The organism is Pseudomonas sp. ACM7, assembly GCF_004136015.1.
Taxonomy (GTDB): domain Bacteria; phylum Pseudomonadota; class Gammaproteobacteria; order Pseudomonadales; family Pseudomonadaceae; genus Aquipseudomonas; species Aquipseudomonas frigoris.
Genome location: NZ_CP024866.1, coordinates 2,889,043 through 2,913,534, shown reverse-complemented (window position 1 = coordinate 2,913,534; position 24,492 = coordinate 2,889,043). Strand labels below are relative to the sequence as shown.

The following is a 24,492-nucleotide window of genomic DNA, read 5'->3' as shown; positions in this document are numbered from 1 at the left end:
GGGGACACTTCAACAGAAGTGTAGGGAAATCCCGACAGGAACGAGAGGATTAGGTGTAGCCCTCTGTAGGACTTTGCCGATGATGGACTACAAAGGTAAAATCCCGACAGTTTGCAGGCGACTGGATCGCTCCTTCGAGCGACCCGTCTTCCACTCTTCAAGCGTGTATAGGAACCGGCAACGGTGCCGCCAGCAAGCGCTCGTCCAACAAGCCCAACCCCTCCTGGAACAACTGATTGCTGCGTTCTGTGTCACCCAGCTGCGCCAGCAGCCGCGCCAGTTCCGCGCAGGCTTCCGGGTTGCGCTGCACTCGCAGGCTGCTTTCCAGATAGTCCCGGGCCTTGCCCCAAAGGCTGCTTTGCAGACACAAGCGCCCCAGGGTCAGCAACAGGCTTGGGTCGGCCGGATGTTCCTTGAGCCAGCCTTCGGCGGTGTGCAGTTGACGTGCCGGATCACTGCCGCGAACGAGTCCGTAGAGGCGCGCCAGATGACTGTCGTAGTTGCGCTTGAGCGCCGTTCGCAGAATCTCTTCGGCTTCGACCTGAGCACCCAGTTGCCGTAGTTGCTCGGCATAAGCGAGCACCAGTTGCGGCTCCTGACGCTGAGCTGAGGTCAACTGCTGCCAGGCGCGATTGAGCGCTTGCAAGCCGACCGTCCCGTCTTCTTCCTGATGCGCCGCCAGGGACAGGTTCTCACCCCAGGCCCGGCGTTCCAGTTCGGCCAGCTCGGCCGGTGGCAGGACCTTGTCCTTTCGTAGCTCCGGCAGCAGGCGAATCACGGCAGACCAGTCGCCCCGCTGTTGGTGCAAGCGCTGCAACTGGCGCAAGGTCTGGACGTTATGAGGATGAAGCTCGTGCATGGCTTGCAGGGTCACCAGGGCGCCTTCGGTATCGCCGCGGTCGGTCTGCAATTGTGCGTGGCTCAGGGCAATTGCCAACTCTGCCTGGGGCTGTCGCTCTAGAGCGCGCTCGAGCAGGTTGTCGCTTTCCTCGTATTGACCTTGTTCGTTCGCTGCCCGGGCAGCGCCGAGGTAGTAAAGCAAAGGCTGGCGCTCGGCTTCCGCTGCCCGATGCAGATGACGCTGCGCACTGGCCCAGCGACCTTCGGCCAGATCCAGCTGACCGTGTTCAATTGCCACCTGCACACGGCGACTGCGATTGCGCCGCGACCAGGGATTGACCACGCCGCTGGAGGTCGTCACCAATTCGATCAACGCCTTGATGCCCCAGAACACCAGCCAGAGCACGGCGACCAACGCCAGGGTTGCCCACAGGCTCGATTCATAACGAAAGCTTTTGTAGGCGATCAGCACGTAACCGGAATGCTCGGCAATCGCCAGCCCCAGCGCGGCAGCCGCGGCGATCACCAGGAAGACGATCACATAGAGGCGTTTCATGGCGTCGCCTCCTGAGCGGTGTCCGCGGCAGGTTTGGCCATCGGTTTGATCGAGTCCTCGGCGTTGACATTACGCCGCGCCAGATACCCCTGAACCGCACTCAGCGTGCCGGTCAGGTCTGGCGTGATGACGGTGACCGGTTGCTTGCTCAACTCGCCAACCTGCTCAAGCATCACTTTGCTCTGAGGGTTGTCCGGGTTGAAGTTGCCCTTGAGCACGTCCCGCGCTTCGGCCAGCGCCTGGGTATAAACCGTGGCCTGGCCATTGAGCGCGGCCCATTGCGCCTGCTCCAGCGCCAGGCTCAGGGCCAGGCGCACCTGGCTCAGGCTCTGCCCGGCCAGCAACGGACGCACATTCTTGTCGGCGTTGAAGTCGATGCGGATGTAGCGCGAGACCTGATCCCACCATTGCGCCCAGCGACTGGCGCCGTCGCCATCGGCGGTGAGACCCAACAGGGATTCGCCACGGTCCTTGTACTCGGGTGCCAGCTCGGTGAGGCTGATTACCTGATCGCGCAGCGCCCCCAGCCGCAGGAACAGACCGGTGCGATCCGGCTGTTGGGTCCTACGCAATGCCACCAGGGTTTTGGCCACTTGCTCGCGAGCGGCAAAGGAGCCCGGGTCGTTCTGTTCTCGCAGAATTTCATCGGCGCCCTGCACCAAAGCCTGGGCACTACTGATGTCCTGCAACGCGGAAAGACGCAGGCTGGCCAGACGCAGCAGGTGCTCGGCCTCGGCCAGACGCCAATCCTTGCGGCTGGCGCCGAGAACCGTTTCCAGACGTTGATTCAAGCGTTGCTGATCACCTTGAAGTTGAGTGACCAAACGACTGCGCGCGTCGAGCTCGGCGGCGGCAGGCATTTGTTCCAGGCGAGCAGTCAGGCGTTGTTCATTGAGCTTCAGGTCCTGTGCCTGATCGTTCAATGCCTGGACCTGACTCAACTGTTGCTGAGTATTGGCTTGCAGGTGACGCACCTGCCAGACTCCCCAACCGCCCACGGCGACACCGGCAGCGCCCAGCAGCAGCGCGACGATTGCCAGCCCATTGCCTCGGCGCTGCACTGCGGCAGGTGGTCCGGCTTCAACCGGTGCTTCAACCGGTGCATCAAGCACTGGCTGGACGTCATCTTTAGGCAAGGCTGTTTCGCTCACGTATCCATCCTTTGCATTAGAAAACGGGTCCGGGATGCTCCCGTAACGCCGCCAGCAAAGCCGCGGCACTGGCGCCACGACAATCCACAACTGTTTGGGCCCCGGCGGCACATGCCAGCTCGGCGACCCTGGGGCTTGGAACAAACAACGGCAACCGCGCCAATTTCGGCCAGGCATCGCCGGCCAATCGATGCAGGTGCTCAAAACCCTGTCCACTGCTGACCACCAGCCCGTTCAAGCGTTCCGCTTCGATCAGGTCAGGCAGCGCCGCCGGCGGGTAGTACGGCAGGTCGCGGCGGTACAATTCCAGATACTCGACACTAGCACCAAGCTCGCGCAAACGCTCAGCCAGCAACTCGCGCCCGCCCTCCCCGCGCATGATCAGCACGCGTGGACCGGGCCGCGCGATTGCCTCGCGCAACTGAGGAAGTTCAAGCAAGGCCTCACTGTCATCGCCATCCACCGGAAAGCTGATGTCCAACCCGTGATCCTCGAGGATCTGCGCGGTGGCTGCGCCCACGCTGAACCACTTCAAACGAGGGGGTTGCGGCCGATACCTGTCGAGCAGTTCCACAGCAATTCTGGCGGCTGGTTTACTGACCACGATCACCGCGCAATAGCGATCCAGACCCTGCATCACCTCGCGCATTGTGTCAGAGGCAGGAATCGGCTCGATCTCCAAAAGCGGCAAACTGCTGCTGAAAATCCCCTTTTCGGCCAAAAGAATGCTCAGCGCCGCCGACTCATCCGCGGGACGCGTCAGCAGCAGGCGCCAGCCCGTCACTCGTGACCTGCCTCGCCGTAAACTGCTTTCAGGATGTCGTTGGCGCCTTGACTCAGCAGGTCTTCAGCCACTTGCACGCCCAAGGCTTCGGCTTCGCTACGTGGCGCACGAGCCTCGGCGCTGAGCAGCAGACCGCCGTTCGGATCACCGACAAGACCACGCAACCAGATCTGCTCGCCTTCAAGCACGGCATAGCAGGCGATCGGCACTTGGCAGCCGCCATTCAAATGTTTGTTGAGAGCACGTTCGGCGGTCACGCGGGTGGCGGTGTCCTGATGGTGCAGCGGTGCCAACAGCGCGTGAATTTCGCTGTCGACGCTGCGGCATTCGATACCCACCGCGCCTTGGCCACCGGCCGGCAGACTGTCGTCGACGCTGATGGCCGAGGTAATCCGATCTTCAAAGCCGAGACGAATCAGGCCGGCAGCAGCGAGGATAATGGCGTCGTATTCGCCGGCATCGAGCTTGGCCAGCCGAGTGTTGACGTTGCCGCGAAGGAAGCGAATTTCCAGGTCCGGACGACGGGTCAGCAACTGGGCCTGACGGCGCAGGCTGGAGGTGCCAACGATGCTGCCTTGCGGCAATTCGTCCAGGCTGGCGTAGGTATTGGAAACGAAGGCATCACGCGGGTCTTCTCGCTCGCAGATGCAGAACAGACCGAGGCCTTCGGGGAAGTCCATCGGCACGTCCTTCATCGAGTGCACGGCGATGTCGGCTTCGTTTTCCAGCAGCGCGGTTTCCAGTTCTTTGACGAACAGGCCCTTGCCGCCGATTTTCGACAGTGGCGAGTCGAGCAATTTGTCACCGCGACTGACCATGGGCACCAACGTCACGAGCAGACCCGGATGGGCCTCTTCCAGACGAGCTTTGACGTATTCGGCCTGCCACAGGGCGAGTGCACTTTTACGGGTGGCGATGCGGATTTCGCGAGAGGACATGGATCAATCCGTACTGAATAGATACGGCGGATAATAACAGCTCAGCCAAATCCACTTTGACTTGTATCAGAAACCGCGTGGCCTCCCTGGCCTCAGACATCCAGCAATCGGGATGAAACCCGCCCGTAAATGGCAGATTAAAGCTGTTGCATCATCTTGCGCACGCCGGCCACATGCCGTCGGCTGACGATCAGGGCGTCGCCGTTCAAGCCTTTGAGGAACAGCTGAAAATGCCCCAGAGGCGTGCGTTGCAGGCGTTCGATGCGTTCGCGGGCGACCAGCGCGTTGCGGTGGATTCGCACGAAGCGGTCGCCAAATTCATCTTCAAGGGCCTTGAGCGGCTCATCCAGCAGCACTTCGCCGCCTTCGTGGCGCAAGGTCACGTATTTGTGATCCGCAATGAAGTAGACCACCTGACCCAACGGGATCAGTTCGATACCTTTACGGGTACGGGCGCTGATGTGGCTGCGCGGACCGCTGCCACTTTCGGCGGCGGGACGGGTCAGGGCCGCGAGCTGGACGCGATTGGGCCGCTCGGCTTTTTTCAACGCTTCATGCAATTGTTCTGTACGCACAGGTTTCACCAGATAGCCTACGGCGCTGGCCTGTAAGGCTTCCACGGCAAATTCATCGGACCCTGTGCAAAACACCACGGCGGGCGGGGTTTCGCGTTCGCACAATCGTGCAGCCACTTGCAGGCCATCGAGGCCCGGCATGCCGATATCGAGCAGCACGATATCGGGTTTGTGGCTGTCGATCAGAGCCAACGCCTCATCGCCGTTCGTGGCGCTAGGCTCCAGGACACTGTATCCCTCGAGTTCGCCAACCATTCGGCTCAGGCGCTCGCGGGCAAGGGGTTCGTCATCAACGATCAGGACATTCATATTGCGCTGGATTCCTGCGTGAGTCTCGCACAAGGATAGCGTAGACAGGTGAAGTGACGTCCGTCACCGCGATCCACGCTAAGACTAGCGCGAGGGCCAAAAAGTGCCGCCCGACCGACGGCTAAATTTTCATCTGTCGTGCGTTTGGCGGCCCAGGCCCGCGTTGGCGAGGCATCGCCGTAGGGTTTGTTGATACACAATATGAACACCCCCTCTTCTTATAGTCAGCTGCAGCGTCTGGAACGGCGCTGATCCTATTGTCCAACTGTAGACGGTTGCCGGCACGATATTGCTCAATTGAAAAATATCGTTGCGCAATTCCCCAAGGCGCTGACTCGAGTATGGACCGCAGCATGAGAAAAAAACGTATCGACCAGTGTCAGCGACAGGATTGGCAACCCTGTTATTATCCGCGACAGCTTTCTACGCCATCTTTCTTCAGCCGACACGAGCGAATTCATGAGCACTGACAAGACCAATCAGTCCTGGGGCGGCCGCTTCAGTGAACCCGTCGACGCCTTCGTCGCCCGCTTCACCGCCTCCGTCACTTTCGACCAGCGCCTGTATCGCCACGACATCATGGGCTCGATCGCTCACGCCACGATGCTGGCCAAGGTCGGCGTGCTGACCGATGCCGAGCGCGACAGCATCACTGATGGCCTGAAGACCATCCAGGGTGAAATCGAGGCCGGCCAGTTCGACTGGCGCATCGACCTCGAAGACGTGCACATGAATATCGAGGCGCGTCTGACCGACCGCATCGGCGTCACCGGTAAAAAGCTGCACACCGGCCGCAGCCGTAACGACCAGGTCGCCACCGACATCCGCCTGTGGCTGCGTGACGAGATCGACCTGATCCTGAGCGAAATCACCCGCCTGCAAAAAGGCTTGCTGGAGCAGGCCGAGCGCGAAGCCGGCAGCATCATGCCGGGCTTCACCCACCTGCAAACCGCACAGCCGGTAACCTTCGGGCACCACATGCTGGCCTGGTTCGAGATGCTCAGCCGCGACTACGAGCGTCTGATCGACTGCCGCAAGCGTACCAATCGCATGCCACTGGGCAGCGCAGCACTGGCCGGTACCACCTACCCGATCGACCGCGAATTCACCGCCCAACTGCTGGGCTTCGACGCCGTCGGCGGTAACTCGCTGGACAACGTGTCCGATCGTGACTTCGCCATCGAGTTCTGCTCGGCCGCGAGCATCGCGATGATGCACTTGTCGCGCTTCTCCGAAGAGCTGGTGCTGTGGACCAGCGCGCAATTCCAGTTCATCGATCTGCCGGACCGTTTCTGCACCGGCAGCTCGATCATGCCGCAAAAGAAAAACCCGGACGTTCCGGAGCTGGTGCGTGGCAAGACCGGTCGCGTATTCGGCGCGCTGATGGGCCTGCTGACCCTGATGAAAGGCCAGCCACTGGCCTACAACAAGGACAACCAGGAAGACAAAGAGCCACTGTTCGACGCTGCCGACACGTTGCGCGACTCGCTGCGGGCCTTTGCCGACATGATCCCGGCGATCAAACCCAAGCACACGATGATGCGTGAAGCAGCCCTGCGCGGCTTCTCCACCGCCACCGACCTGGCCGACTACCTCGTACGTCGTGGCCTGCCGTTCCGTGACTGCCACGAAATCGTTGGCCATGCCGTGAAGTACGGCGTGGAAAGCGGTAAAGACCTGGCGGAAATGAGCCTTGAAGAGCTGCGCAAGTTCAGCGACCAGATCGATCAGGACGTGTTTGCCGTGCTGACCCTGGAAGGCTCGGTGAATGCCCGTGACCATATCGGCGGGACTGCGCCGGCACAGGTCAAGAAGGCTGTGGCTCGCGGCCAGGCATTGCTCGCCAGCCGCTAAACCGTCAAAAGCTTCGTCGGAACGCCGCCCGGAGCAGGCTCGCTCCCACATTAAATCGGTGGTGAACACAAACCTTGTGAACACCATAGATCCAATGTGGGAGCGAGCCTGCTCGCGAATGCGGTCTTGAAGACGCTAAAAATACCTACTTCTTGGACGCGAGCATCGCCAGAAACGCTGGCATCGCCGCTTCCTTATCCTTTGCAATCCGCTGCACATGCGGGTTCTGCTCCAGACGCTCCAGCAGCGCCTTGGCCGCCGGCATCTCAGCCAGCAAATCCAGGTCAAACAGCTTCTGCGCCACCGCACAGGCCAGCGGCACGCTGTAGAGGAAATACAAATCCGCAATGCTCAGGCTGTCGCCTGCCACATAAGGGGCGAACTTGCCGTGCCTGCCCAGTGAGGCAAACCCCAGCAGCAACTCGGCTTTGGTCTTGTCCTTGATCGCATCCGGCACAGTCATGCCGAAAAATGCTTCGCCGTAGCAGGCACGCCCCGGCAATTCGATGTACAGCTCGATTTCCTTGGCCAGTGCCAGGACCTGCGAACGCTCAAAGGGATCGCTTGGCAACAGCGGCGTGCCTTTCTGGCTGTGTTCGAGGTATTCGAGAATCACGCTGGTTTCGTTGACGAAACCCTGTTCGACACCCAGCACCGGCACCTTCCCGCGCGGGCTGATGGCTAATGCCTCGGGGCTCGGCCCCGGGTAAAACAATACTTCTTCGAACGGCAGTCCCTTCTCCAGCAGCGCCAGCTTGACCATGTTGTAGTAGTTGCTGACGGAAAATCCATAAAGCTTGAGCATCACATAGCCTCCAGGCCGTGCAGGGTTGGCAGGTGCCTTTTATAGAACGTCGCGACGTTTCTTGCCAGCAGCATCACAGCGCTGAATGCAGGTAAACTGGCCGCCTTAACTTGAGGAGCCTGCCATGAGCGAGCCAACTGATATCGACATCGACGAAGAAGAGTTCGCCGAAAATACCCTGGTCGAAGCCATCGAAAACCAGATCGAAAGCGACAACCCGCCGGCCGCCAAGGCGACCTTCAACAAGCTGACATTGGTGGGTTACGAGCGTGAAGAAATTCTCAATCTGATGGCCCACGTTCTGGCAGTGGAAATTGACGCGATCCTCGAAGAAGACCGCGCGTTCAACTCCGAATGGTATGAAGCTGCGTTGCGTGCATTGCCAGAGTTGCCGCCGGAAAAGAAATAAAATCAAAAGATCGCACCTGTCGAAGGCTGCGATCTTTTTCAATTCAGGCAACCGTTTCTCAGACCCTGACTACACTGAATCCACCCCGCTGCCGCACCACCCACCGGGGAATGCTTCCCAAGGCGAAAAAACCCTGTCGCGAGCACTGGACATGCCGCCCGAGTGGGATCACCTTAGGGGCGCTATCGTCCAATTCCTAGAAAGTCTGGAGTCCTTATGTCGCTTACCCCTGAGTTGGTTGCCGAACTGGAAATCCTCGCACTCTTCAACCTGGACAGTTCCCAGGAAGGTTTGAAAATTCATCAGACCGCTGCCCCGAAAGCCATTGCCGCCGCCCAAAGACTGTTCGACAAAGAACTGATCACCCAGCCAGATGGTGGTTATCTGACCAGCCTCGGTCGTGACGCCGCGCAAAATGTGCAAACCGTTCTGACCATTCTCAACGTCCGGGAAACTGCCTGAGCATTACCGTAGCGCCCACGGAAACCCCTGCTACGGGATTTCCGCGGGCACATTTCGTTACCGGCCCTGTTGCCTGCCGTCGCCCCGCGATAAAAATCTGACGCCGGAAAAACAAAATCAGCTTAAAAGTCCTGGAGCCGAGGCGCTAAACTGCCCCTCATCCGCAGACACCCACGTCTGAGCCCTGCGAGCCGGTTTGAGCTGACATGACCCGCACCCATGAAATCCGCCCCGATCTGGACGAGGGAATCGACCGCAAGGTTCTCAGCCAGCTGCGCGCACGTTTTCTGAAGCTCAACGAAGGCCGTATGGCCCGTGCCATGGAAGGGTTGTCGACCCGCCAGCAAGCGGTGCTGACCCTGTTGCCGCTGTTTTTCCACGTCAATCATCCGCTGTTGCCGGGGTACGTTTCGGGCAGCACGCCGGCCGGGCTGTCGAATTACGAACCCGACGCCAACACCCTCGCAGAAGCCCAACGCCTGACCCGCTCGTTTTCCTATAAGCCCCGCCATGGCAGCAATCCGCCGCGACCGATTCACGGCCTGTTCCTGATGGGCAGCCTCGGCACCCTCGCCCAGGCCGATCAGAGCGACATGGACGTGTGGGTTTGTCACGGGCCGGACTTGAGCGAAAGCGACCTCGCTGAACTGCGCAAAAAATGCCAACTCCTCGAAATCTGGGCTACCAGCCAGGGCGCCGAGGCGCATTTCTTCCTGATCGACCCGACCCGTTTCGTACGCGGCGAACGTGATACGCAACTGAGCTCGGAAGACTGCGGCACCACCCAGCACTATCTGCTGCTGGACGAGTTTTACCGCACCGCAATCTGGCTGGCCGGACGCACGCCCATCTGGTGGTTGGTGCCGGTCTACGAAGAAGCGAGCTACGACCGTTACACCCACACGCTGATGTCCAAGCGCTTCATCCGTGCCGATGAAACCCTGGACCTGGGGCATCTGGCCTATATCCCGCCGGGGGAGTTCATCGGCGCCGGACTCTGGCAGTTGTTCAAGGGCATCGAATCGCCGTACAAATCGGTCCTCAAACTGCTGCTGATCGAGGTCTATGCCAGCGAACACCCCAAGGTTCATTGCCTGAGCCTGCGCTTCAAGCAAGCGGTGTTTGCCAATCGGCTCGACCTTGATGAGCTGGATCCGTACGTCGTGGTCTACCGGCGCATCGAGGAATACCTGGCCGCCCGTGGCGAGCCGGAACGGCTGGAGCTGGTACGCCGGGCGTTGTATCTGAAGGTCAATCGCAAACTCACCGGCAGCAACAGTCGCACTCAGAGCTGGCAGCGTTCGTTGCTCAAACGCCTGGCCCACGAATGGCAGTGGGATCATCGTCAACTGGCCCTGCTCGATAGCCGCAGCCAGTGGAAAGTCCGTCAGGTCGGTTCTGAACGCAGGGCCTTGGTCAACGAGCTCAATTACAGCTATCGCTTCCTGACCCAGTTCGCCCGCAACGAACAGACCGTCAGCCTGATCAACAAGCGCGACCTCAACGTGCTGGGTCGCCGGTTGTACGCGGCCTTCGAGCGCAAGGCCGACAAGGTCGAGTTCATCAACCCTGGCATCGCCCCGGATCTGGCCGAAGATACCCTCACGCTGGTGCACGCGCCGAACAAAAAAGAATCGGGTCAAACTCAGTGGGGTTTGTACAACGGTAGCCTGACGGCCCTCGAATGGGAGCATTTCGCACCGATCAAGCGCAGCCGCCAATTGCTGGAACTGCTGACCTGGTGTCACCGCAATGGCGTGATCGACAGCAGCACTCGCCTGGCCTTGCATCCCGGCAGCAGCGACCTGAGCGAGTTCGAACTGTTCAACCTGCTCGGCAGCCTGCAACAGAGCATCGCCCTGCCGCTGACGACCGTCGCCGAAGAACCGTTACTGCGCGCCAGCGTGCCGAGTGAAGTGCTTATCCTGGTGAACGTCGGCGTCGATCCACTCAAGCACCACCGCGACCTGAACATCCTGATGACCACCGAGCGCACTGATTCCCTCAGTTACGCCGGCGTCCGGGAAAACCTGGTGCTGACCCTGGATCAGGTCACGCTCAACAGTTGGAACGAAGTGCTGGTCAACCGCTTCGACGGCCCTCACGCGCTGCTCGACTGCGTGCGCGATTACCTCAACAACCTGCCCGGCGGGCTACAACAACCCACGTTGCGGGTTCGTTGCTTCTGCCACAACCGCGCACAGTTCATCGCCCGGAGGGTCGAAGAGATCCTCGACACCGCGCAGAACCTGCTGTTGAGCAAACTCAATCATCGCTACCTGATTCAGGTCCAGCAGCACTACCACGTGCTGGAATTGGTGCCCGGCCAGGTCAATCATGTCGCCCTCGCCACGCTACCGGCGCTGGTCGATTACCTGGGCGAAGAGCTGGCAAGCTACAGCCCGCTGCACCTGGACCCGATGGCGCTGGAAGATCACGACCTGGCGCTGGTTCTGCCGATGGGCCAGCCCAATTGCATTCAGGTGTTCTACCGGATCAACGAGTACCGCGCCGACCTGTACGTGCTGGATGAATTCAATGCCCTGTGGCAGCAGCGCTTGCCCTACCACGACGAGCAAAGCCTGTTGGTGCCGCTGCAACGTTTCCTGCAATCGATCCAGTACCGGCGCGACGCCTTGCTGCCGATGGACGTCGCCCAGCCGCTGAGCCTGGACATCTTGTATTACCAACTGCTGCCCTCCGGCCCCGTGCGGGCGCGTCGGGTCGAAGCTCGGCCAGCACCGCAAACCCCGGTCAACAAACCGTTCTACGACGTGCAGGCGATTGTCGGTAAAGCCGCACCGGGACAGGTGCAGGTCACGTTGTATTGCAATCAGCGGGAGTTTTCAGAGCTGGAGCATGGCGACCAACTGTTCAGCGTGGTCGCCCGGGAAATCGTCGAGCAGCGCCGTGAAACCGAACGCTATCGCTGCTACATCACCGACCTGGACCTGTCGGGCCTGCTCGGTGATGGTCAGAGTTCAAGCATTTTGTATTTGCGCTACAAGGCTGACCTGGAGCGCGCACTGAACGAGGCGCTCGAGCAGGTCTGAGGGGGTTATTCCGGAAAGTGGCCGCCCTCGGCCGGCTGCGATTCGACTTCCAGCAGGGTCAGTTTCAGTGTCTTGCCACCCGGTGCCGGCCAGTCGATGTGCTGACCAACCTTGAGACCGAGCAGTGCGCTGCCGACCGGCGCCAGAATGGAAATCTTGCCTTCGTCGGCATTGGCATCCTTCGGATAAACCAGCGTCAAGTGATAGTCCTTGCCGCTGCCTTCTTCGCGGCAATGCACACGGGAATTCATGGTTACGACATCGGCGGGCACTTCATCGTGACCGACCAGGGTATCGGCGCGATCCAGTTCGGTTTGCAGCGCGATAACGCCCGGCAGCGTGTCATCCAGGCTGTCGATCAGGCGCTCCAGACGTTGCACGTCCAGACGGGTAAGGGTGATTGAAGGTGCGGTCATGATTTGGGCAGACTCCTTTCTTCTGCACAGAAAAAGCAAAACCCCGCCAGAAAAAGGCGGGGTTTTCACGAGCCTCGATGGGTTGAGGCGTTTCTCGACACTATCACAGCTCAATAAATATACAAGTCAGGGGTGACCACGGCCCTGACAGGGGAAAATCGTGAGCTCACTCAGAGTAGACCCTGTGGGAGCGGGCTTGCTCGCGAATGCGATGTGACAGTCAAAATTGATATCGACTGATACACCGCATTCGCGAGCAAGCCCGCTCCCACAAGTTGCGCGTCAGGCGCAGGATTTGCGCTGGATGGCCTGCGCGCAAATCACTCGCCGCCGATCGTCATCGGCCGAGCGCCATTCGCGGATGTCTTCGACATGGCGAAAACACCCAAGGCAGACCTTCTGTTCATCCAGCCGACACACACCGCTGCATGGCGAAGCCACCGCCGGGCTGACATTGCTGTAGAGCGGTTTTGGCGGTCGAACGGGCGCAGGCTGAGTCACGATCTCACAGGCCTTCGAAATCGAGCTCGGCGTCAGCTTGCTGCTTGACGATGCGCTCGAGCATTTCGCCCAGTTGCTCTTCGCTCTTGTCGCACATCCAGCGCTCGCTCTCTTCGTCGTAATCGAAGTGGAAACCACCGGACACGGCCGCCAGCCACAGCTGCCGCAGGGGTTCCTGACGGCTGAAAATCAACTGGCTGCCGTTTTCGAACTTGACGGTGAGCACACCGGCCGAGCTCTCCAGATCGATATCCAGGTCACACTCGTCAAAAATATCCTCCAGCGCTTGCTGGGTGGCATCGACCAGATCGTGGAAACGGGCTTCAGTCAAACTCATTGCGGGAACCTCAAAAAGTGTCTACTCACGCTCAAGCGCCGCAAGATACGGGCGAGCCCCGGTGATTGCAAAGGATAACGATCAAGCGTCGATATCGATATGGTAGCGCTGTACCTGTGGGAGCGGCGATGCGGCGACCCGACTTGCTCGCGAAGAGGCCGACACATCCAACATGTTTGTTGACTGAACCACCGCATTCGTCGGAACGCCGCCCGGAGCAAGCCCGCTCCCACATCTATTGCATATAACTCGCCGACATCATGCCAAGCCCCGCCGGACGGGAGCCCCGTCGCATAGGCAAGCTGCCGGGTGGCCGGTATACTCCGGCGCAATTAATGCATTTTCAAGGATTTCGCCATGAAGCGCCTGATCTCTTCCCTTGCTGCGCTCGCTTCGCTCGTCGCTTTTGTCAGCTTATTATCGGCCTGTGGTCAAAAAGGCCCGCTGTACCTGCCTGACGATAGCCAGGACCCTGCCGAGCAAGCCAAGTCCTCGCAAAAGCAGCCTGCGTCGAAAGCACACAAGCACGACGTCTACCAATAAGGGAACGCCATGGACGCTTTTAACTACCGTGACGGCGAGCTGTTCGCGGAAGGTGTTGCCCTGTCCGCCATCGCCGAACGCTTTGGCACACCGACCTACGTCTACTCCCGTGCGCACATCGAAGCCCAGTACCTGGCTTACGCCGATGCGCTGGTCGGCATGCCGCACCTGGTCTGCTTTGCGGTCAAGGCCAACTCCAACCTGGGTGTACTGAATGTCCTGGCGCGTTTGGGCGCCGGTTTCGACATCGTCTCCCGTGGCGAGCTGGAACGCGTACTGGCCGCTGGCGGCAGCGCCGACAAGATCGTTTTCTCCGGTGTCGGCAAGACCCGTGACGACATGCGTCGCGCCCTGGAAGTCGGCGTGCATTGCTTCAATGTCGAATCCACCGATGAGCTGGAACGTCTGCAAGTGGTCGCCGCCGAGCTGGGCGTTCGCGCGCCGATCTCGCTGCGAGTGAACCCGGATGTCGACGCCGGCACCCACCCGTACATTTCCACCGGTCTTAAAGAGAACAAGTTCGGCATCGCTATCGCCGACGCCGAAGACGTGTACATCCGCGCCGCCCAACTGCCAAACCTGGAAGTGGTCGGCGTCGATTGCCACATCGGTTCGCAACTGACCACCCTGCCGCCCTTCATCGACGCCCTTGACCGCCTGCTGGGCCTGGTCGACCGCCTCGGCGATTGCGGTATTTACCTGCGCCACATTGATCTCGGTGGTGGTTTGGGCGTGCGTTATCGCGATGAAGAGCCGCCGTTGGCTGCCGACTACATCAAAGCCGTGCGCGAGCGTCTCGACGGTCGTGACTTGGCGCTGGTGTTCGAGCCGGGCCGCTTTATCGTCGCCAACGCCGGCGTGCTGCTGACCCAGGTCGAGTACCTCAAGCACACCGAACACAAAGACTTCGCCATCGTCGACGCGGCCATGAACGACCTGATCCGCCCGGCGCTGTACCAGGCCTGGATGGACGTCACCGCCGTGCGCCCGCGCAACTCCGCTGCCCGTGCCTACGACATCGTCGGGCCGATCTGCGAGACCGGCGACTTCCTGGCCAAGGATCGTCAGCTGGCCCTGGAAGAAGGCGATCTGCTGGCCGTGCATTCGGCCGGTGCCTACGGGTTTGTCATGAGTTCCAACTACAACACCCGCGGCCGTGCCGCTGAAGTGTTGGTGGACGGTGATCAGGCATTTGAAGTGCGTCGCCGTGAGACGGTAGCCGAGTTGTTTGCTGGCGAAAGCCTGCTGCCGGAGTAAAACCATGCTGCTGCGTTTTACCAAGATGCACGGCCTGGGCAATGACTTCATGGTCCTCGACCTGGTCAGCCAGCATGCGCACATCCTGCCCAAACACGCCAAGCAATGGGGCGATCGGCATACCGGTATCGGTTTCGACCAGTTGCTGATCGTCGAAGCGCCAAGCAACCCGGACGTGGATTTCCGCTATCGGATTTTCAACGCCGATGGCTCCGAAGTGGAACAGTGCGGCAACGGTGCGCGCTGTTTCGCTCGCTTCGTGCTCGACAAGCGCCTGACCGCGAAGCGGCAGATCCGCGTCGAAACAAAAAGCGGCATCATCGAACTGGATATCCGCAGCGACGGGCAGATCGGTGTCAACATGGGCGCACCGCGCCTGGTGCCGGCCGAGATTCCATTTGAAGCGCCGGAGCAGGCCACGAGCTATCAGGTTGACGTCGACGGCACCCTGGTCGACCTGGCCGCCGTGTCCATGGGCAACCCCCATGCCGTGCTGCGGGTCAGCGACATCAACAATGCACCGGTGCATGAACTGGGGCCGAAAATCGAAAACCATCCGCGCTTCCCGGCGCGGGTCAATGTCGGCTTTCTCCAGGTCATCGACCGGAGCCGCGCGCAGCTGCGCGTCTGGGAACGCGGGACTGGGGAAACTCAGGCTTGCGGAACCGGCGCCTGCGCTGCCGCAGTGGCCGCGATCAGCCAGGGGTGGATGGATTCGCCGCTTTTGATCGACCTGCCCGGCGGGCGTTTGTCCATTGAATGGGCAGGCCCTGGCCAACCGGTCATGATGACCGGCCCGGCAGTGCGCGTTTATGAAGGACAAGTGCGTCTTTGAGAGAGTCGAATCCATGAAAGATAAGCCCCAGGTTCCCGCCCTACAGCCCGACGAATCCCCTTCCGAAAGCCTTGAGGCGGCGGCTATTGCCGCGTACCTGGAGGCTCATCCGGATTTCTTCGTCGAGCACGAAGAACTGCTCGCAACCTTGCGCATTCCGCACCAGCGTGGCGACACCATTTCGCTGGTCGAACGCCAGATGACTATCCTGCGCGACCGCAATATCGAGTTGCGTCATCGCCTCTCGCACTTGATGGACGTGGCCCGCGACAACGACCGCCTCTTCGACAAGACCCGCCGCCTGATTCTCGCGCTGATGGACGCCACCAGCCTGGAAGACGTGGTGATCAGTGTCGAAGACAGCCTGCGCCAGGACTTCCAGGTGCCCTTCGTCAGCCTGATTCTGCTGGGTGACAACCCGATGCCGGTGGGCCGTTGGGTGACCCATGCCGACGCGCAAACGGCCATCGGCGGCTTGCTCTCGGAAGACAAAAGCGTCAGCGGCAGCCTGCGTGAACACGAACTGGACTTCCTGTTTGGCGAAGAACAGCGCAAGCAGATCGGCTCCACCGCCGTCGTCGCCATCAGCTACCAAGGCATCCACGGCGTCCTGGCCATCGCCAGCCGCGACCCGCAGCACTACAAGAGTTCGGTGGGCACGCTGTTCCTCAGCTACATCGCCGAAGTCATGGGCCGCGTGCTGCCACGGGTCAACACCTCCCTGCGCTCGGTACGCTGATCGTGGAACGGCAACTGGACGCTTACTGCGAACACCTGCGCAGTGAGCGGCAGGTGTCGCCTCACACGCTGTACGCCTACCGCCGCGACCTCGACAAAGTGCTGGGCTGGTGCGTCAAACAGAACATCAGCAGTTGGGCAGACCTGGACATCCAGCGCCTGCGCAGCCTGATCGCTCGCCTGCACTCACAGGGCCAATCGTCGCGCAGCCTGGCGCGGCTGCTGTCGGCGGTGCGCGGGCTCTATCACTATCTGAACCGCGAAGGCCTTTGCGACCACGACCCGGCCAACGGCCTGGCGCCGCCGAAGGGCGAACGTCGGCTGCCAAAAACCCTCGACACCGACCGCGCACTGCAACTGCTTGAGGGCGCGGTGGAGGATGATTTTCTGGCACGTCGGGATCAGGCGATTCTGGAACTGTTCTATTCCTCAGGTTTACGGCTGTCGGAGCTGACCGGACTCAATCTGGATCAGCTGGACCTGGCCGACGGCATGGTTCAAGTGCTCGGCAAGGGCAGCAAGACCCGACTGCTGCCGGTCGGCAAAAAAGCTCGCGAAGCGCTGGAGCTGTGGCTGCCGCTACGGGCCATGACCAACCCGGCGGACGACGCGGTGTTTGTCAGCCAGCAAGGCCGGCGTCTCGGCCCACGGGCGATTCAGGTGCGGGTTAAGGCCGCTGGCGAGCGCGAACTGGGACAGAACCTGCATCCGCACATGCTGCGACACTCCTTCGCCAGCCATTTGCTGGAATCCTCCCAGGACCTGCGAGCGGTGCAGGAACTGCTCGGCCACTCGGACATCAAGACCACCCAGATCTACACCCACCTGGACTTCCAGCACCTGGCAACGGTTTACGACAGCGCCCATCCAAGGGCCAAACGCATCAAAGGCGATGAGTCATGAGAATTCAATTGATCACCTTCGACCTCGACGACACCCTGTGGGATACCGCCCCGGTGATCGTCAGCGCCGAAGCCGTACTGCGTGAATGGCTGACCGAGCATGCACCGAATCTGGGCGCCGTGCCGGTGGAGCATTTGTGGGCGATTCGCGAACGGATCCTGAGCAGTGAACCGGGCCTCAAGCACCGCATCAGCGCCTTGCGCCGCCGAGTCTTGTTCCACGCACTGGAAGAGGCTGGTTACGGCCATGGTCAGGCCTCAGACCTGGCCGATCAGAGTTTTGAAGTATTTCTGCATGCGCGGCATCAGCTGGAAATCTTCCCTGAGGTGCAACCGACCCTGGAGACGCTGGCCAATCACTACGCCCTCGGCGTGGTCACCAATGGCAACGCCGATGTGCGTCGGCTAGGGCTGGCGGATTACTTCAAGTTTGCCTTGTGCGCCGAAGACATCGGCATCGGCAAGCCAGATGCGCGACTGTTTCATGAGGCGTTGCAACGGGGTGGTGCGACGGCCGAGACGGCCGTGCATATCGGCGATCATCCGGGTGACGACATTGCCGGCGCCCAGCAGGCGGGATTGCGCGCGATCTGGTTTAACCCGACGGGCAAAGTTTGGGAAGCCGAGAAGGCACCAGATGCCGAGATACGCAGCCTGAGCGAGTTGCCGGCGTTGTTGGCCCTCTGGAACGCCCAACATTGATCCTGTTTAGTACAAAATCAAATGTGGGAGCGGGCTTGCTCGCGAAAGCGGTGTGTCAGTCGACATCAATGCTGACTGACACGGCCCCTTCGCGAGCAAGCCCGCTCCCACAGGGGATCACTGCAAATTCCAGATTTTTACACTGCCCATAAAAAAGCCCGCAGCGACGGCGGGCTTTTTCAGCAAGCAAGTAGCAGGCTCAGATAGGCCGGCTGCCGTACTTGTTGTCAGGCTTCTTGGGCGGATCGGCGACCACATTGGCCTCCACTTCCTGCACCTTGCCGCCCTTGGCCAGGAACTCATCCATGGCCCGCGCCAGAGCGTCACGCTCCTTGTTTTTTGCTTCGACGCTCGGCAGCTCATCGACCGATACCGCTGCCTTGGCTTTGCCTTTGGCGGTCGGAACGGGCGTTTCACCGCCATCGTCGTCAGCAACGTCTTCCGCTGCTGTTTCCAGACCTTCTTCGGTTTCGTCGTCGTCGCCTACTTCGAGGTCGTCGTTTTCCAGATCATCGTCGCTCATGTTCTACCTCATGACTTGCGAAAAGCAGATTAGTTATAGCCCAGCTTCGCCGTCTGTCGAAGGCCGCCGGAAAAAATTCTACAACCGCTGGCAACCAGCGGTTTATGCCTCTTCACCGTGCACGGTGGCGAGGACTTTACGGGCACCGCCAAAATCACGGTGCTCGCCCAGATAAACGCCTTGCCAGGTCCCCAACGCCAGTCGGCCTGCCGAAATCGGCAAACTGAGCTGACAGCCAAGCACGCTGGCCTTGAAGTGCGCCGGGAGGTCGTCCAGGCCTTCGTCGTTATGCTCATAGCCGTCTGTTCCTTGTGGGATCAGACGATTGAAAAATCGTTCGAAGTCGCGACGTACCGCCGGATCGGCGTTCTCGTTGATGGTCAACGACGCCGAGGTATGCTGCAGCCACAAATGCAACAGGCCGACCCGACATGCCTTGAGTTCAGGCAGGCCGGCGAGTAACTCGTCCGTTACCAGATGAAAGCCCCGGGGCCTCGCCCGCAGGGTAATCAGAGTCTGTTGCCACATACAGTTCTCCGCACGTTCGGGGCGCATTCTAGCGCGCTCTGGGAAAAAACAAAGGCCCTAATATTCCTTCAATCATGTAAGCCATTGGCCGCAGAAAAACGCTTGTCGTAAACGCCACTAAACGTGTACGAAAAAACCTTTCAGCAGTTCCTTCACTGACAAACTCCAGACAAAAAAATGCCCGGCAAGCCGGGCAAGTTTTTTTGTGCGCGTACTTACAAGTTGTAGCCGCGTTCGTTGTGGAGTGCCAGATCGATGCCGACCGCCTCTTCTTCCTCAGTGATACGCAGACCCATGACGGCGTCCAGCACTTTGAGAATGATGAAGGTGACGATCGCGGTGTAGATCACCGTGAAGCCCACGCCTTTGCACTGAATCCAGACTTGTGCGGCGATGTCGGTGACGGTGCCGAAACCACCCAGCGACGGTGCAGCGAAGACACCGGTCAGGATCGCGCCGAGGATACCGCCGATACCGTGCACGCCGAAGGCGTCCAGGGAGTCGTCATAGCCGAGTTTGCGTTTCAGGGTGGTGGCGCAGAAGAAGCACACCACGCCGGCAGCCAGACCGATGACCAGAGCGCCCATCGGGCCCACGGTGCCAGCGGCTGGGGTGATTGCAACCAGACCGGCCACAACACCCGAAGCGATACCCAGGGCACTTGGTTTGCCGTGAGTGATCCACTCGGCGAACATCCAGCCCAGTGCAGCGGCGGCGGTTGCGATCTGGGTCACCAGCATCGCCATACCAGCAGTGCCGTTGGCCGCTGCGGCGGAGCCGGCGTTGAAGCCGAACCAGCCAACCCACAGCATGGCAGCGCCCATCAGGGTGTAACCGAGGTTGTGCGGCGCCATCGGGGTGGTCGGAAAGCCTTTACGTTTGCCCAGTACCAGGCAGGCGATCAGACCGGCCACACCGGCGTTGATGTGCACCACGGTGCCGCCGGCGAAGTCCAGCACGCCCCAGTCCCACAACAGGCCGCCGTTACCGGACCAGACCATGTGCGCGATGGGTGCATAAACCAGAGTGAACCAGACGCCCATGAAGATCAGCATGGCGGAGAACTTCATCCGCTCGGCGAAGGCACCGACGATCAGCGCAGGGGTGATGATGGCGAACGTCATCTGGAAGGTGACGAACACCGCTTCAGGGAACAGCGCCGCAGGCCCGGTCAGGCTCGCTGGCGTGACACCGGCGAGGAATGCCTTGCCCATGCCACCGAAGAACGAGTTGAAGTTGATGACGCCCTGTTCCATGCCGGTGGTGTCGAACGCGATGCTGTAGCCATAAATGACCCACAGGATGCTGATCAGACCGGTAATGGCGAAGCACTGCATCATCACGGAAAGAATGTTTTTGGAGCGAACCATGCCGCCGTAGAACAGCGCGAGGCCGGGAATGGTCATGAACAGCACGAGGGCTGTCGAGGTCATCATCCAGGCAGTGTCGCCGGAGTTGAGGACTGGGGCTGCCACTTCGTCTGCCGCCATGGCCAGGCCGGGCATTACGAGGGACAACAGGGCTCCTAGCCCTGCGAATTTACGCAGAGTCATATTGTTTTCTCCTGGGGCGTTGGGTTTGTGGCGGCTTAGATTGCGTCGGTATCGGTTTCGCCGGTACGGATGCGAATCGCCTGCTCCAGATTGACCACGAAGATCTTGCCGTCACCGATCTTGCCGGTGTTGGCAGCCTTGGTTATCGCCTCGATAACCCGGTCAAGATCCTTGTCGTCAATGGCGACGTCGATCTTCACCTTTGGCAGGAAATCGACCACGTATTCCGCGCCGCGATACAGCTCGGTGTGACCCTTCTGCCGACCGAAGCCTTTGACTTCAGTAACGGTAATGCCCTGCACGCCGATCTCGGACAGCGACTCGCGTACGTCGTCCAGTTTGAACGGCTTGATGATGGCAGTGACTAGCTTCATGAAAACTCTCTCCCGAATTGGTGGACTTGCCCCAGGAAAACAAACCCGACTCAAGTCTAAGCGCAGTGCCTGGCTTTGTAACGCATCGTCGGCCTTACCTGCCCGTCCGACGCCTGCTAACCACTCCGCACGAAACACTTCCCCCGTTCCGCTTGGCGCACTGCATTCGTCACAGCGACTGCATCAGTGCATGGGTCACTACCGACTAAGCAGAAAGCTTGCCATCTCGCCAAAACCCACTGATTTCAAGCCTTTGGCCGCTGCTGCAAGCGGCTTCGCGCAAATGGCCCGACGGATACGCACAACAACAGTGCACAACCGTCCGTCCCCATGCGCGAAAAGCGTGCACCCCTGACTGCGAGATTGACTATAGACACTGCGTGATACACTGCCCGCCATTGTTGACAGGACATTTCCCATGCTCGCGCCCAAAGACTTCCTCGATGCCCTGAGCGGCACCGCCTCCCGCCTCTTCAGCGGCGACACTCCACTGCCGAAAAGCGAAATCGAAAGCCAGTTCAAGGCTTTGTTGCAGAGCGGCTTCAGCAAGCTGGACCTGGTGAGCCGGGAAGAGTTTGATAGCCAGATGGTCGTGCTGGCACGGACCCGGGCGCGGTTGGAAAGTCTTGAGGCGAAGGTGGCAGAGCTGGAAGCGAAGCTCAATCCACCTTCCGAATAACACCACATTCCCTGTGGGAGCGGGCTTGCCCGCGAATGGAGTCGCCTCGGTCTACCAGCCATCCCACACGAGACAGACCACCCCTGTAGGAGCAGCCGAAGGCTGCGATCTTTTGATCTTTAAGCCCTCAAGAACCCCGGCAGCGTCCTACAAGAAAACCACCGCCGTCCGATTGCGCCGCAAAGCCCCGGTTCCTAAGCTCACCTTCTGCTGAATATTCAGCACTGGGTTTGGCGACCTGGAACCAAGCTATGCACGCAACCTCATTCGATTATGGATATCTCTCCCAATTCGAATTATGGCGGCTGCGTGTGGGAGACCTTCGGGTCTGCCGGTATTCGCTTGGCCGGTTCGCCAACCCGCACGCAGCTGCCACCCTTATTGTTTGGCGACGATAAGTGGCAGTCGTCTATCAAGCGAATTTGGGTACTGCACCATGGACGAAAACTATCTGACTCCTCACACCTTCACCCGCCACAAACTCCACCTCCACGCCCTCCTCCTGGAAAACCAACCCTGGTTCAGCGCCCGCGACCTGGGCCGCCTGCTACGCCTCTACCTCGACGAACGCGCCGTCCGAAAACTCGATCCCGACCAACACCAAACTTTACGAATGCTCATCCACGGCACCATCGAAAACACCCTGCTAATCAGCGAATCCGGCGTCTACGCCCTGCTCGTCTACCACTACTGCCCCGAATACCGAGGCCTGCGCGAATGGCTGACCCACGACGTGGTCCCCACCCTCAGAGACGCCCTGCACCCCACCTCAACCGAACGCCCGATTCTGAGCCTGCTCAATTGGCCCGAGATGTCGTTGAGTTTGCTGCACTGGAATAACCAACCGTGGATTCGCTTGCAGGATGTTCCGCACATGCTGGCGGATAGTGAACGGCCGCAGCGCTCGATCAATGCACCGTGGTGGAAGCGTGCTTCGCGGATGTTGCAATCGCTTTAACAACCAATAGCACTACACAAACTGCATATGTATGTCTTCTGGCAGCATTAGCCCACAGCTAACGCTGCCATTTCCTACATCTGAAAGCTTTTAATCTAACGCCCTTCAATGATCTCAGTACGGTCCTACAGAACGCGGCTCCCGCGTCTGATTACGTCGCAAATCCCCACTCCCTTACGCTTCACCCATCAGAAAGACACTCGCAACATCCTGCGAAAATTTGGCGCCTGCGCCATTACGCGCCCCCGACTACCCTTCAAAAAACCGCAGGAAGCGGTTCCCGTAAAACTCAAGGAACGACCATGTCACTCTCCATCGTCCATAGTCGCGCCCAGATCGGCGTTGATGCGCCTGCCGTTACCGTAGAAGTCCATCTGGCCAACGGTCTGCCGTCATTGACGATGGTCGGCTTACCCGAGGCGGCCGTGAAGGAGAGCAAGGATCGAGTACGCAGCGCAATCATCAACTCGGGTCTGCAATTTCCGGCGCGGCGTATCACGCTGAATCTCGCGCCTGCGGACTTACCAAAGGATGGCGGACGGTTCGATCTGGCGATTGCCCTGGGAATTCTGTCCGCCAGCGTACAGGTGCCGACGTTGACGCTGGATGACATTGAATGCTTGGGAGAATTGGCGCTGTCAGGCGCGGTACGTGCCGTGAGAGGAGTGTTGCCGGCTGCGCTGGCCGCACGCAAGGCCGGACGCTCACTGATGGTGCCGCGGGCGAACGCCGAGGAGGCGTGCCTGGCGTCGGGGCTGAAGGTGTTTGCCGTGGATCACCTGCTGGAAGCCGTTGCGCACTTCAATGGACATACGCCGGTCGAACCCTACGTTTCCAACGGGTTGCTCTACGCAAGTAAACCCTATCCGGACTTGAATGAAGTGCAGGGGCAAATCTCGGCCAAGCGCGCATTGCTGATTGCGGCGGCTGGGGCTCATAACCTGCTGTTCAGCGGACCGCCGGGGACCGGAAAAACGTTGTTAGCGAGTCGGTTGCCGGGGCTGCTTCCCCCGTTAGCCGAAAACGAAGCGCTGGAAGTCGCTGCCATTCAATCCGTCACCAGTTGCGTGCCCTTGAGCCACTGGCCGCAACGACCGTTCCGCCAGCCCCATCACTCGGCCTCCGGCCCGGCGTTGGTGGGCGGCGGTTCGAAGCCACAACCCGGCGAAATCACCCTAGCCCATCATGGCGTTCTATTCCTCGATGAACTCCCGGAGTTCGACCGCAAGGTGGAGGTTTTAAGGGAGCCGCTGGAGTCCGGCCACATCGTGATTTCCCGCGCCAAGGATCGTGTGAGGTTTCCGGCGCGCTTTCAATTGGTGGCCGCAATGAACCCGTGCCCCTGTGGATATCTTGGCGAGCCCAGCGGCAAATGCAGTTGTACACCGGACATGGTCCAGCGTTATCGCAACAAATTGTCGGGGCCTCTACTGGATCGGATCGACCTGCACCTGACCGTCGCTCGGGAAGCCACGGCGTTGAACCCTGCGCTCAAACCCGGTGATGACACAGCCACTGCTGCGGTGCTGGTCGCCGACGCCCGGGAGCGTCAAAACAAACGCCAGGGCTGTGCCAACGCATTCCTTGATTTGCCAGGGCTGCGTCGACACTGCAAGTTATCCACAACCGACGAGGCGTGGCTGGAAACTGCTTGCGAGCGTTTGACCTTGTCACTCAGGTCGGCCCACCGTCTGCTCAAGGTAGCCCGTACATTGGCAGACCTTGAACAGGTGAATGCAATTACACGCGAGCACTTGGCGGAAGCATTGCAATATCGACCAGCCTCAGCGTAATTGATGGTTATTACCGCAAAGCCCTTCAGCAGATCACATACCAGAGAGAGCGCCAGTAAGACATGGAGTTACTAAAGAGTCATTGGATTAGATTCGTCTATTGCTTCATAAGCACTG

General features: G+C 60.0%; 26 protein-coding genes and 1 pseudogene. 13 read left to right on the top strand and 14 right to left on the bottom strand.

What is annotated here, in order from left to right; translation table 11 throughout:
* Positions 1-157: 157 nt before the first annotated feature.
* The 6 genes and pseudogenes from CUN63_RS13610 to CUN63_RS32740 all read right to left on the bottom strand — a co-directional run.
* A complete protein-coding gene (locus tag CUN63_RS13610) occupies positions 158-1,396 on the bottom strand; it encodes a heme biosynthesis protein HemY (RefSeq protein ID WP_129440090.1) in 1,239 nt (412 codons plus the stop codon).
* Positions 1,393-2,547, bottom strand: coding sequence for a uroporphyrinogen-III C-methyltransferase (locus tag CUN63_RS13605; protein ID WP_129440088.1), 1,155 nt, complete (start codon positions 2,545-2,547; stop codon positions 1,393-1,395). The genes CUN63_RS13610 and CUN63_RS13605 overlap by 4 nt, the downstream gene beginning before the upstream one ends.
* 16 nt (positions 2,548-2,563) lie before the next feature.
* Positions 2,564-3,331, bottom strand: coding sequence for a uroporphyrinogen-III synthase (locus CUN63_RS13600; RefSeq protein ID WP_129440086.1), 768 nt, complete (start codon positions 3,329-3,331; stop codon positions 2,564-2,566).
* A complete protein-coding gene (gene hemC, locus CUN63_RS13595) occupies positions 3,328-4,269 on the bottom strand; it encodes a hydroxymethylbilane synthase (RefSeq protein ID WP_129440084.1) in 942 nt (313 codons plus the stop codon). The genes CUN63_RS13600 and hemC overlap by 4 nt, the downstream gene beginning before the upstream one ends.
* A 137-nt stretch (positions 4,270-4,406) precedes the next feature.
* Entirely contained in the window at positions 4,407-5,153 is a 747-nt protein-coding gene (locus tag CUN63_RS13590) for a LytTR family DNA-binding domain-containing protein (RefSeq protein WP_129440082.1), read from the bottom strand.
* Positions 5,150-5,469 (bottom strand): annotated as a pseudogene (locus tag CUN63_RS32740) (sensor histidine kinase); the annotation flags it as partial. The pseudogene CUN63_RS32740 and the gene CUN63_RS13590, both read right to left, overlap by 4 nt.
* A gap of 143 nt (positions 5,470-5,612) precedes the next feature.
* On the opposite strand from CUN63_RS32740, the gene argH reads away from it, so the two are divergent.
* A complete protein-coding gene (gene argH, locus CUN63_RS13585) occupies positions 5,613-7,007 on the top strand; it encodes an argininosuccinate lyase (protein ID WP_129440080.1) in 1,395 nt (464 codons plus the stop codon).
* A gap of 145 nt (positions 7,008-7,152) precedes the next feature.
* Here the strand turns inward: argH and CUN63_RS13580 are convergent, their stop codons facing one another.
* On the bottom strand, positions 7,153-7,812 hold the full coding sequence (locus CUN63_RS13580) for a glutathione S-transferase family protein (RefSeq protein ID WP_129440078.1): 660 nt from the start codon (positions 7,810-7,812) through the stop codon (positions 7,153-7,155).
* A gap of 124 nt (positions 7,813-7,936) precedes the next feature.
* Between CUN63_RS13580 and CUN63_RS13575 the strand changes: the two genes are divergently transcribed.
* From CUN63_RS13575 to CUN63_RS13565, 3 genes are all read left to right on the top strand, one after another.
* Positions 7,937-8,221, top strand: coding sequence for a hypothetical protein (locus tag CUN63_RS13575; protein WP_129440076.1), 285 nt, complete (start codon positions 7,937-7,939; stop codon positions 8,219-8,221).
* Positions 8,222-8,437: 216 nt separating this feature from the next.
* Positions 8,438-8,683 (top strand): TIGR02647 family protein, encoded by a 246-nt coding sequence (locus CUN63_RS13570; RefSeq protein WP_008150272.1) that lies wholly within the window; start codon positions 8,438-8,440, stop codon positions 8,681-8,683.
* Between the two features lie 206 nt (positions 8,684-8,889).
* Entirely contained in the window at positions 8,890-11,736 is a 2,847-nt protein-coding gene (locus tag CUN63_RS13565) for a class I adenylate cyclase (protein WP_129440074.1), read from the top strand.
* 5 nt (positions 11,737-11,741) lie between these two features.
* On the opposite strand, the gene rnk is transcribed toward CUN63_RS13565, so the two are convergent.
* The 3 genes from rnk to cyaY form a co-directional block, all read right to left on the bottom strand.
* A complete protein-coding gene (rnk, locus tag CUN63_RS13560; RefSeq protein WP_046045088.1) occupies positions 11,742-12,152 on the bottom strand; it encodes a nucleoside diphosphate kinase regulator in 411 nt (136 codons plus the stop codon).
* 282 nt (positions 12,153-12,434) lie between these two features.
* Complete coding sequence (locus CUN63_RS13555) at positions 12,435-12,653, bottom strand: DUF1289 domain-containing protein (protein WP_129440072.1); 219 nt, start codon at positions 12,651-12,653, stop codon at positions 12,435-12,437.
* Positions 12,654-12,657: 4 nt separating this feature from the next.
* The gene (gene cyaY / locus CUN63_RS13550) at positions 12,658-12,990 is read right to left on the bottom strand and encodes an iron donor protein CyaY (protein ID WP_129440070.1); all 333 of its coding nucleotides are present in this window, start codon (positions 12,988-12,990) and stop codon (positions 12,658-12,660) included.
* 357 nt (positions 12,991-13,347) lie between these two features.
* Here cyaY and CUN63_RS13540 point away from each other — a divergent pair, with 357 nt between their 5' ends.
* The 6 genes from CUN63_RS13540 to CUN63_RS13515 are packed head-to-tail and all read left to right on the top strand — an operon-like array spanning position 13,348 to position 17,967.
* Positions 13,348-13,533, top strand: a complete 186-nt coding sequence (locus CUN63_RS13540) for a lipoprotein (RefSeq protein WP_129440066.1) — start codon at positions 13,348-13,350, stop codon at positions 13,531-13,533.
* A gap of 9 nt (positions 13,534-13,542) precedes the next feature.
* Complete coding sequence (gene lysA, locus CUN63_RS13535) at positions 13,543-14,790, top strand: diaminopimelate decarboxylase (RefSeq protein WP_129440064.1); 1,248 nt, start codon at positions 13,543-13,545, stop codon at positions 14,788-14,790.
* A gap of 4 nt (positions 14,791-14,794) precedes the next feature.
* Positions 14,795-15,625 (top strand): diaminopimelate epimerase, encoded by an 831-nt coding sequence (gene dapF, locus CUN63_RS13530; protein ID WP_046045083.1) that lies wholly within the window; start codon positions 14,795-14,797, stop codon positions 15,623-15,625.
* A gap of 13 nt (positions 15,626-15,638) precedes the next feature.
* Positions 15,639-16,364: a DUF484 family protein gene (locus CUN63_RS13525; protein WP_129440062.1), complete on the top strand. Its 726-nt coding sequence runs from the start codon at positions 15,639-15,641 to the stop codon at positions 16,362-16,364.
* A gap of 2 nt (positions 16,365-16,366) precedes the next feature.
* Positions 16,367-17,266 (top strand): tyrosine recombinase XerC, encoded by a 900-nt coding sequence (gene xerC / locus CUN63_RS13520; RefSeq protein ID WP_129440060.1) that lies wholly within the window; start codon positions 16,367-16,369, stop codon positions 17,264-17,266.
* A complete protein-coding gene (locus CUN63_RS13515; protein WP_129440058.1) occupies positions 17,263-17,967 on the top strand; it encodes an HAD family hydrolase in 705 nt (234 codons plus the stop codon). The genes xerC and CUN63_RS13515 overlap by 4 nt, the downstream gene beginning before the upstream one ends.
* 199 nt (positions 17,968-18,166) lie before the next feature.
* Here the strand turns inward: CUN63_RS13515 and sutA are convergent, their stop codons facing one another.
* From sutA to glnK, 4 genes are all read right to left on the bottom strand, one after another.
* Positions 18,167-18,490 (bottom strand): transcriptional regulator SutA, encoded by a 324-nt coding sequence (gene sutA, locus CUN63_RS13510; protein ID WP_129440056.1) that lies wholly within the window; start codon positions 18,488-18,490, stop codon positions 18,167-18,169.
* Between the two features lie 102 nt (positions 18,491-18,592).
* Positions 18,593-19,018 carry a secondary thiamine-phosphate synthase enzyme YjbQ gene (locus CUN63_RS13505; protein ID WP_008030499.1) on the bottom strand — a complete coding sequence of 142 codons (426 nt, stop codon included), beginning with the start codon at positions 19,016-19,018 and terminating at the stop codon, positions 18,593-18,595.
* Positions 19,019-19,233: 215 nt separating this feature from the next.
* Positions 19,234-20,571: an ammonium transporter gene (locus tag CUN63_RS13500; protein ID WP_033060693.1), complete on the bottom strand. Its 1,338-nt coding sequence runs from the start codon at positions 20,569-20,571 to the stop codon at positions 19,234-19,236.
* A 35-nt stretch (positions 20,572-20,606) separates the two neighbouring features.
* Positions 20,607-20,945, bottom strand: a complete 339-nt coding sequence (gene glnK / locus CUN63_RS13495) for a P-II family nitrogen regulator (protein ID WP_002555808.1) — start codon at positions 20,943-20,945, stop codon at positions 20,607-20,609.
* A gap of 418 nt (positions 20,946-21,363) precedes the next feature.
* Between glnK and CUN63_RS13490 the strand changes: the two genes are divergently transcribed.
* The 3 genes from CUN63_RS13490 (at position 21,364) to CUN63_RS13480 (ending at position 24,375) form a co-directional block, all read left to right on the top strand.
* Complete coding sequence (locus CUN63_RS13490) at positions 21,364-21,624, top strand: accessory factor UbiK family protein (RefSeq protein ID WP_123365066.1); 261 nt, start codon at positions 21,364-21,366, stop codon at positions 21,622-21,624.
* 436 nt (positions 21,625-22,060) lie between these two features.
* The gene (locus CUN63_RS13485; protein ID WP_129440054.1) at positions 22,061-22,582 is read left to right on the top strand and encodes a Bro-N domain-containing protein; all 522 of its coding nucleotides are present in this window, start codon (positions 22,061-22,063) and stop codon (positions 22,580-22,582) included.
* A gap of 302 nt (positions 22,583-22,884) precedes the next feature.
* Entirely contained in the window at positions 22,885-24,375 is a 1,491-nt protein-coding gene (locus CUN63_RS13480) for a YifB family Mg chelatase-like AAA ATPase (protein WP_129440052.1), read from the top strand.
* Positions 24,376-24,492: the final 117 nt, after the last annotated feature.

What these genes read in the sequence shown, in the direction of transcription:
- CUN63_RS13480 (WP_129440052.1), top strand. Translation starts at nt 22,885, where the DNA reads ATGTCACTCTCCATCGTCCATAGTCGCGCCCAGATCGGCGTTGATGCG.
- sutA (WP_129440056.1), bottom strand. Translation starts at nt 18,490, where the DNA reads ATGAGCGACGATGATCTGGAAAACGACGACCTCGAAGTAGGCGACGAC.
- CUN63_RS13565 (WP_129440074.1), top strand. Translation starts at nt 8,890, where the DNA reads ATGACCCGCACCCATGAAATCCGCCCCGATCTGGACGAGGGAATCGAC.
- rnk (WP_046045088.1), bottom strand. Translation starts at nt 12,152, where the DNA reads ATGACCGCACCTTCAATCACCCTTACCCGTCTGGACGTGCAACGTCTG.
- argH (WP_129440080.1), top strand. Translation starts at nt 5,613, where the DNA reads ATGAGCACTGACAAGACCAATCAGTCCTGGGGCGGCCGCTTCAGTGAA.
- CUN63_RS13505 (WP_008030499.1), bottom strand. Translation starts at nt 19,018, where the DNA reads ATGTGGCAACAGACTCTGATTACCCTGCGGGCGAGGCCCCGGGGCTTT.
- lysA (WP_129440064.1), top strand. Translation starts at nt 13,543, where the DNA reads ATGGACGCTTTTAACTACCGTGACGGCGAGCTGTTCGCGGAAGGTGTT.
- CUN63_RS13610 (WP_129440090.1), bottom strand. Translation starts at nt 1,396, where the DNA reads ATGAAACGCCTCTATGTGATCGTCTTCCTGGTGATCGCCGCGGCTGCC.
- CUN63_RS13525 (WP_129440062.1), top strand. Translation starts at nt 15,639, where the DNA reads ATGAAAGATAAGCCCCAGGTTCCCGCCCTACAGCCCGACGAATCCCCT.
- CUN63_RS13590 (WP_129440082.1), bottom strand. Translation starts at nt 5,153, where the DNA reads ATGAATGTCCTGATCGTTGATGACGAACCCCTTGCCCGCGAGCGCCTG.
- dapF (WP_046045083.1), top strand. Translation starts at nt 14,795, where the DNA reads ATGCTGCTGCGTTTTACCAAGATGCACGGCCTGGGCAATGACTTCATG.
- hemC (WP_129440084.1), bottom strand. Translation starts at nt 4,269, where the DNA reads ATGTCCTCTCGCGAAATCCGCATCGCCACCCGTAAAAGTGCACTCGCC.
- CUN63_RS13575 (WP_129440076.1), top strand. Translation starts at nt 7,937, where the DNA reads ATGAGCGAGCCAACTGATATCGACATCGACGAAGAAGAGTTCGCCGAA.
- CUN63_RS13500 (WP_033060693.1), bottom strand. Translation starts at nt 20,571, where the DNA reads ATGACTCTGCGTAAATTCGCAGGGCTAGGAGCCCTGTTGTCCCTCGTA.
- CUN63_RS13570 (WP_008150272.1), top strand. Translation starts at nt 8,438, where the DNA reads ATGTCGCTTACCCCTGAGTTGGTTGCCGAACTGGAAATCCTCGCACTC.
- CUN63_RS13485 (WP_129440054.1), top strand. Translation starts at nt 22,061, where the DNA reads ATGGACGAAAACTATCTGACTCCTCACACCTTCACCCGCCACAAACTC.
- CUN63_RS13490 (WP_123365066.1), top strand. Translation starts at nt 21,364, where the DNA reads ATGCTCGCGCCCAAAGACTTCCTCGATGCCCTGAGCGGCACCGCCTCC.
- glnK (WP_002555808.1), bottom strand. Translation starts at nt 20,945, where the DNA reads ATGAAGCTAGTCACTGCCATCATCAAGCCGTTCAAACTGGACGACGTA.
- CUN63_RS13540 (WP_129440066.1), top strand. Translation starts at nt 13,348, where the DNA reads ATGAAGCGCCTGATCTCTTCCCTTGCTGCGCTCGCTTCGCTCGTCGCT.
- cyaY (WP_129440070.1), bottom strand. Translation starts at nt 12,990, where the DNA reads ATGAGTTTGACTGAAGCCCGTTTCCACGATCTGGTCGATGCCACCCAG.
- CUN63_RS13580 (WP_129440078.1), bottom strand. Translation starts at nt 7,812, where the DNA reads ATGCTCAAGCTTTATGGATTTTCCGTCAGCAACTACTACAACATGGTC.
- CUN63_RS13515 (WP_129440058.1), top strand. Translation starts at nt 17,263, where the DNA reads ATGAGAATTCAATTGATCACCTTCGACCTCGACGACACCCTGTGGGAT.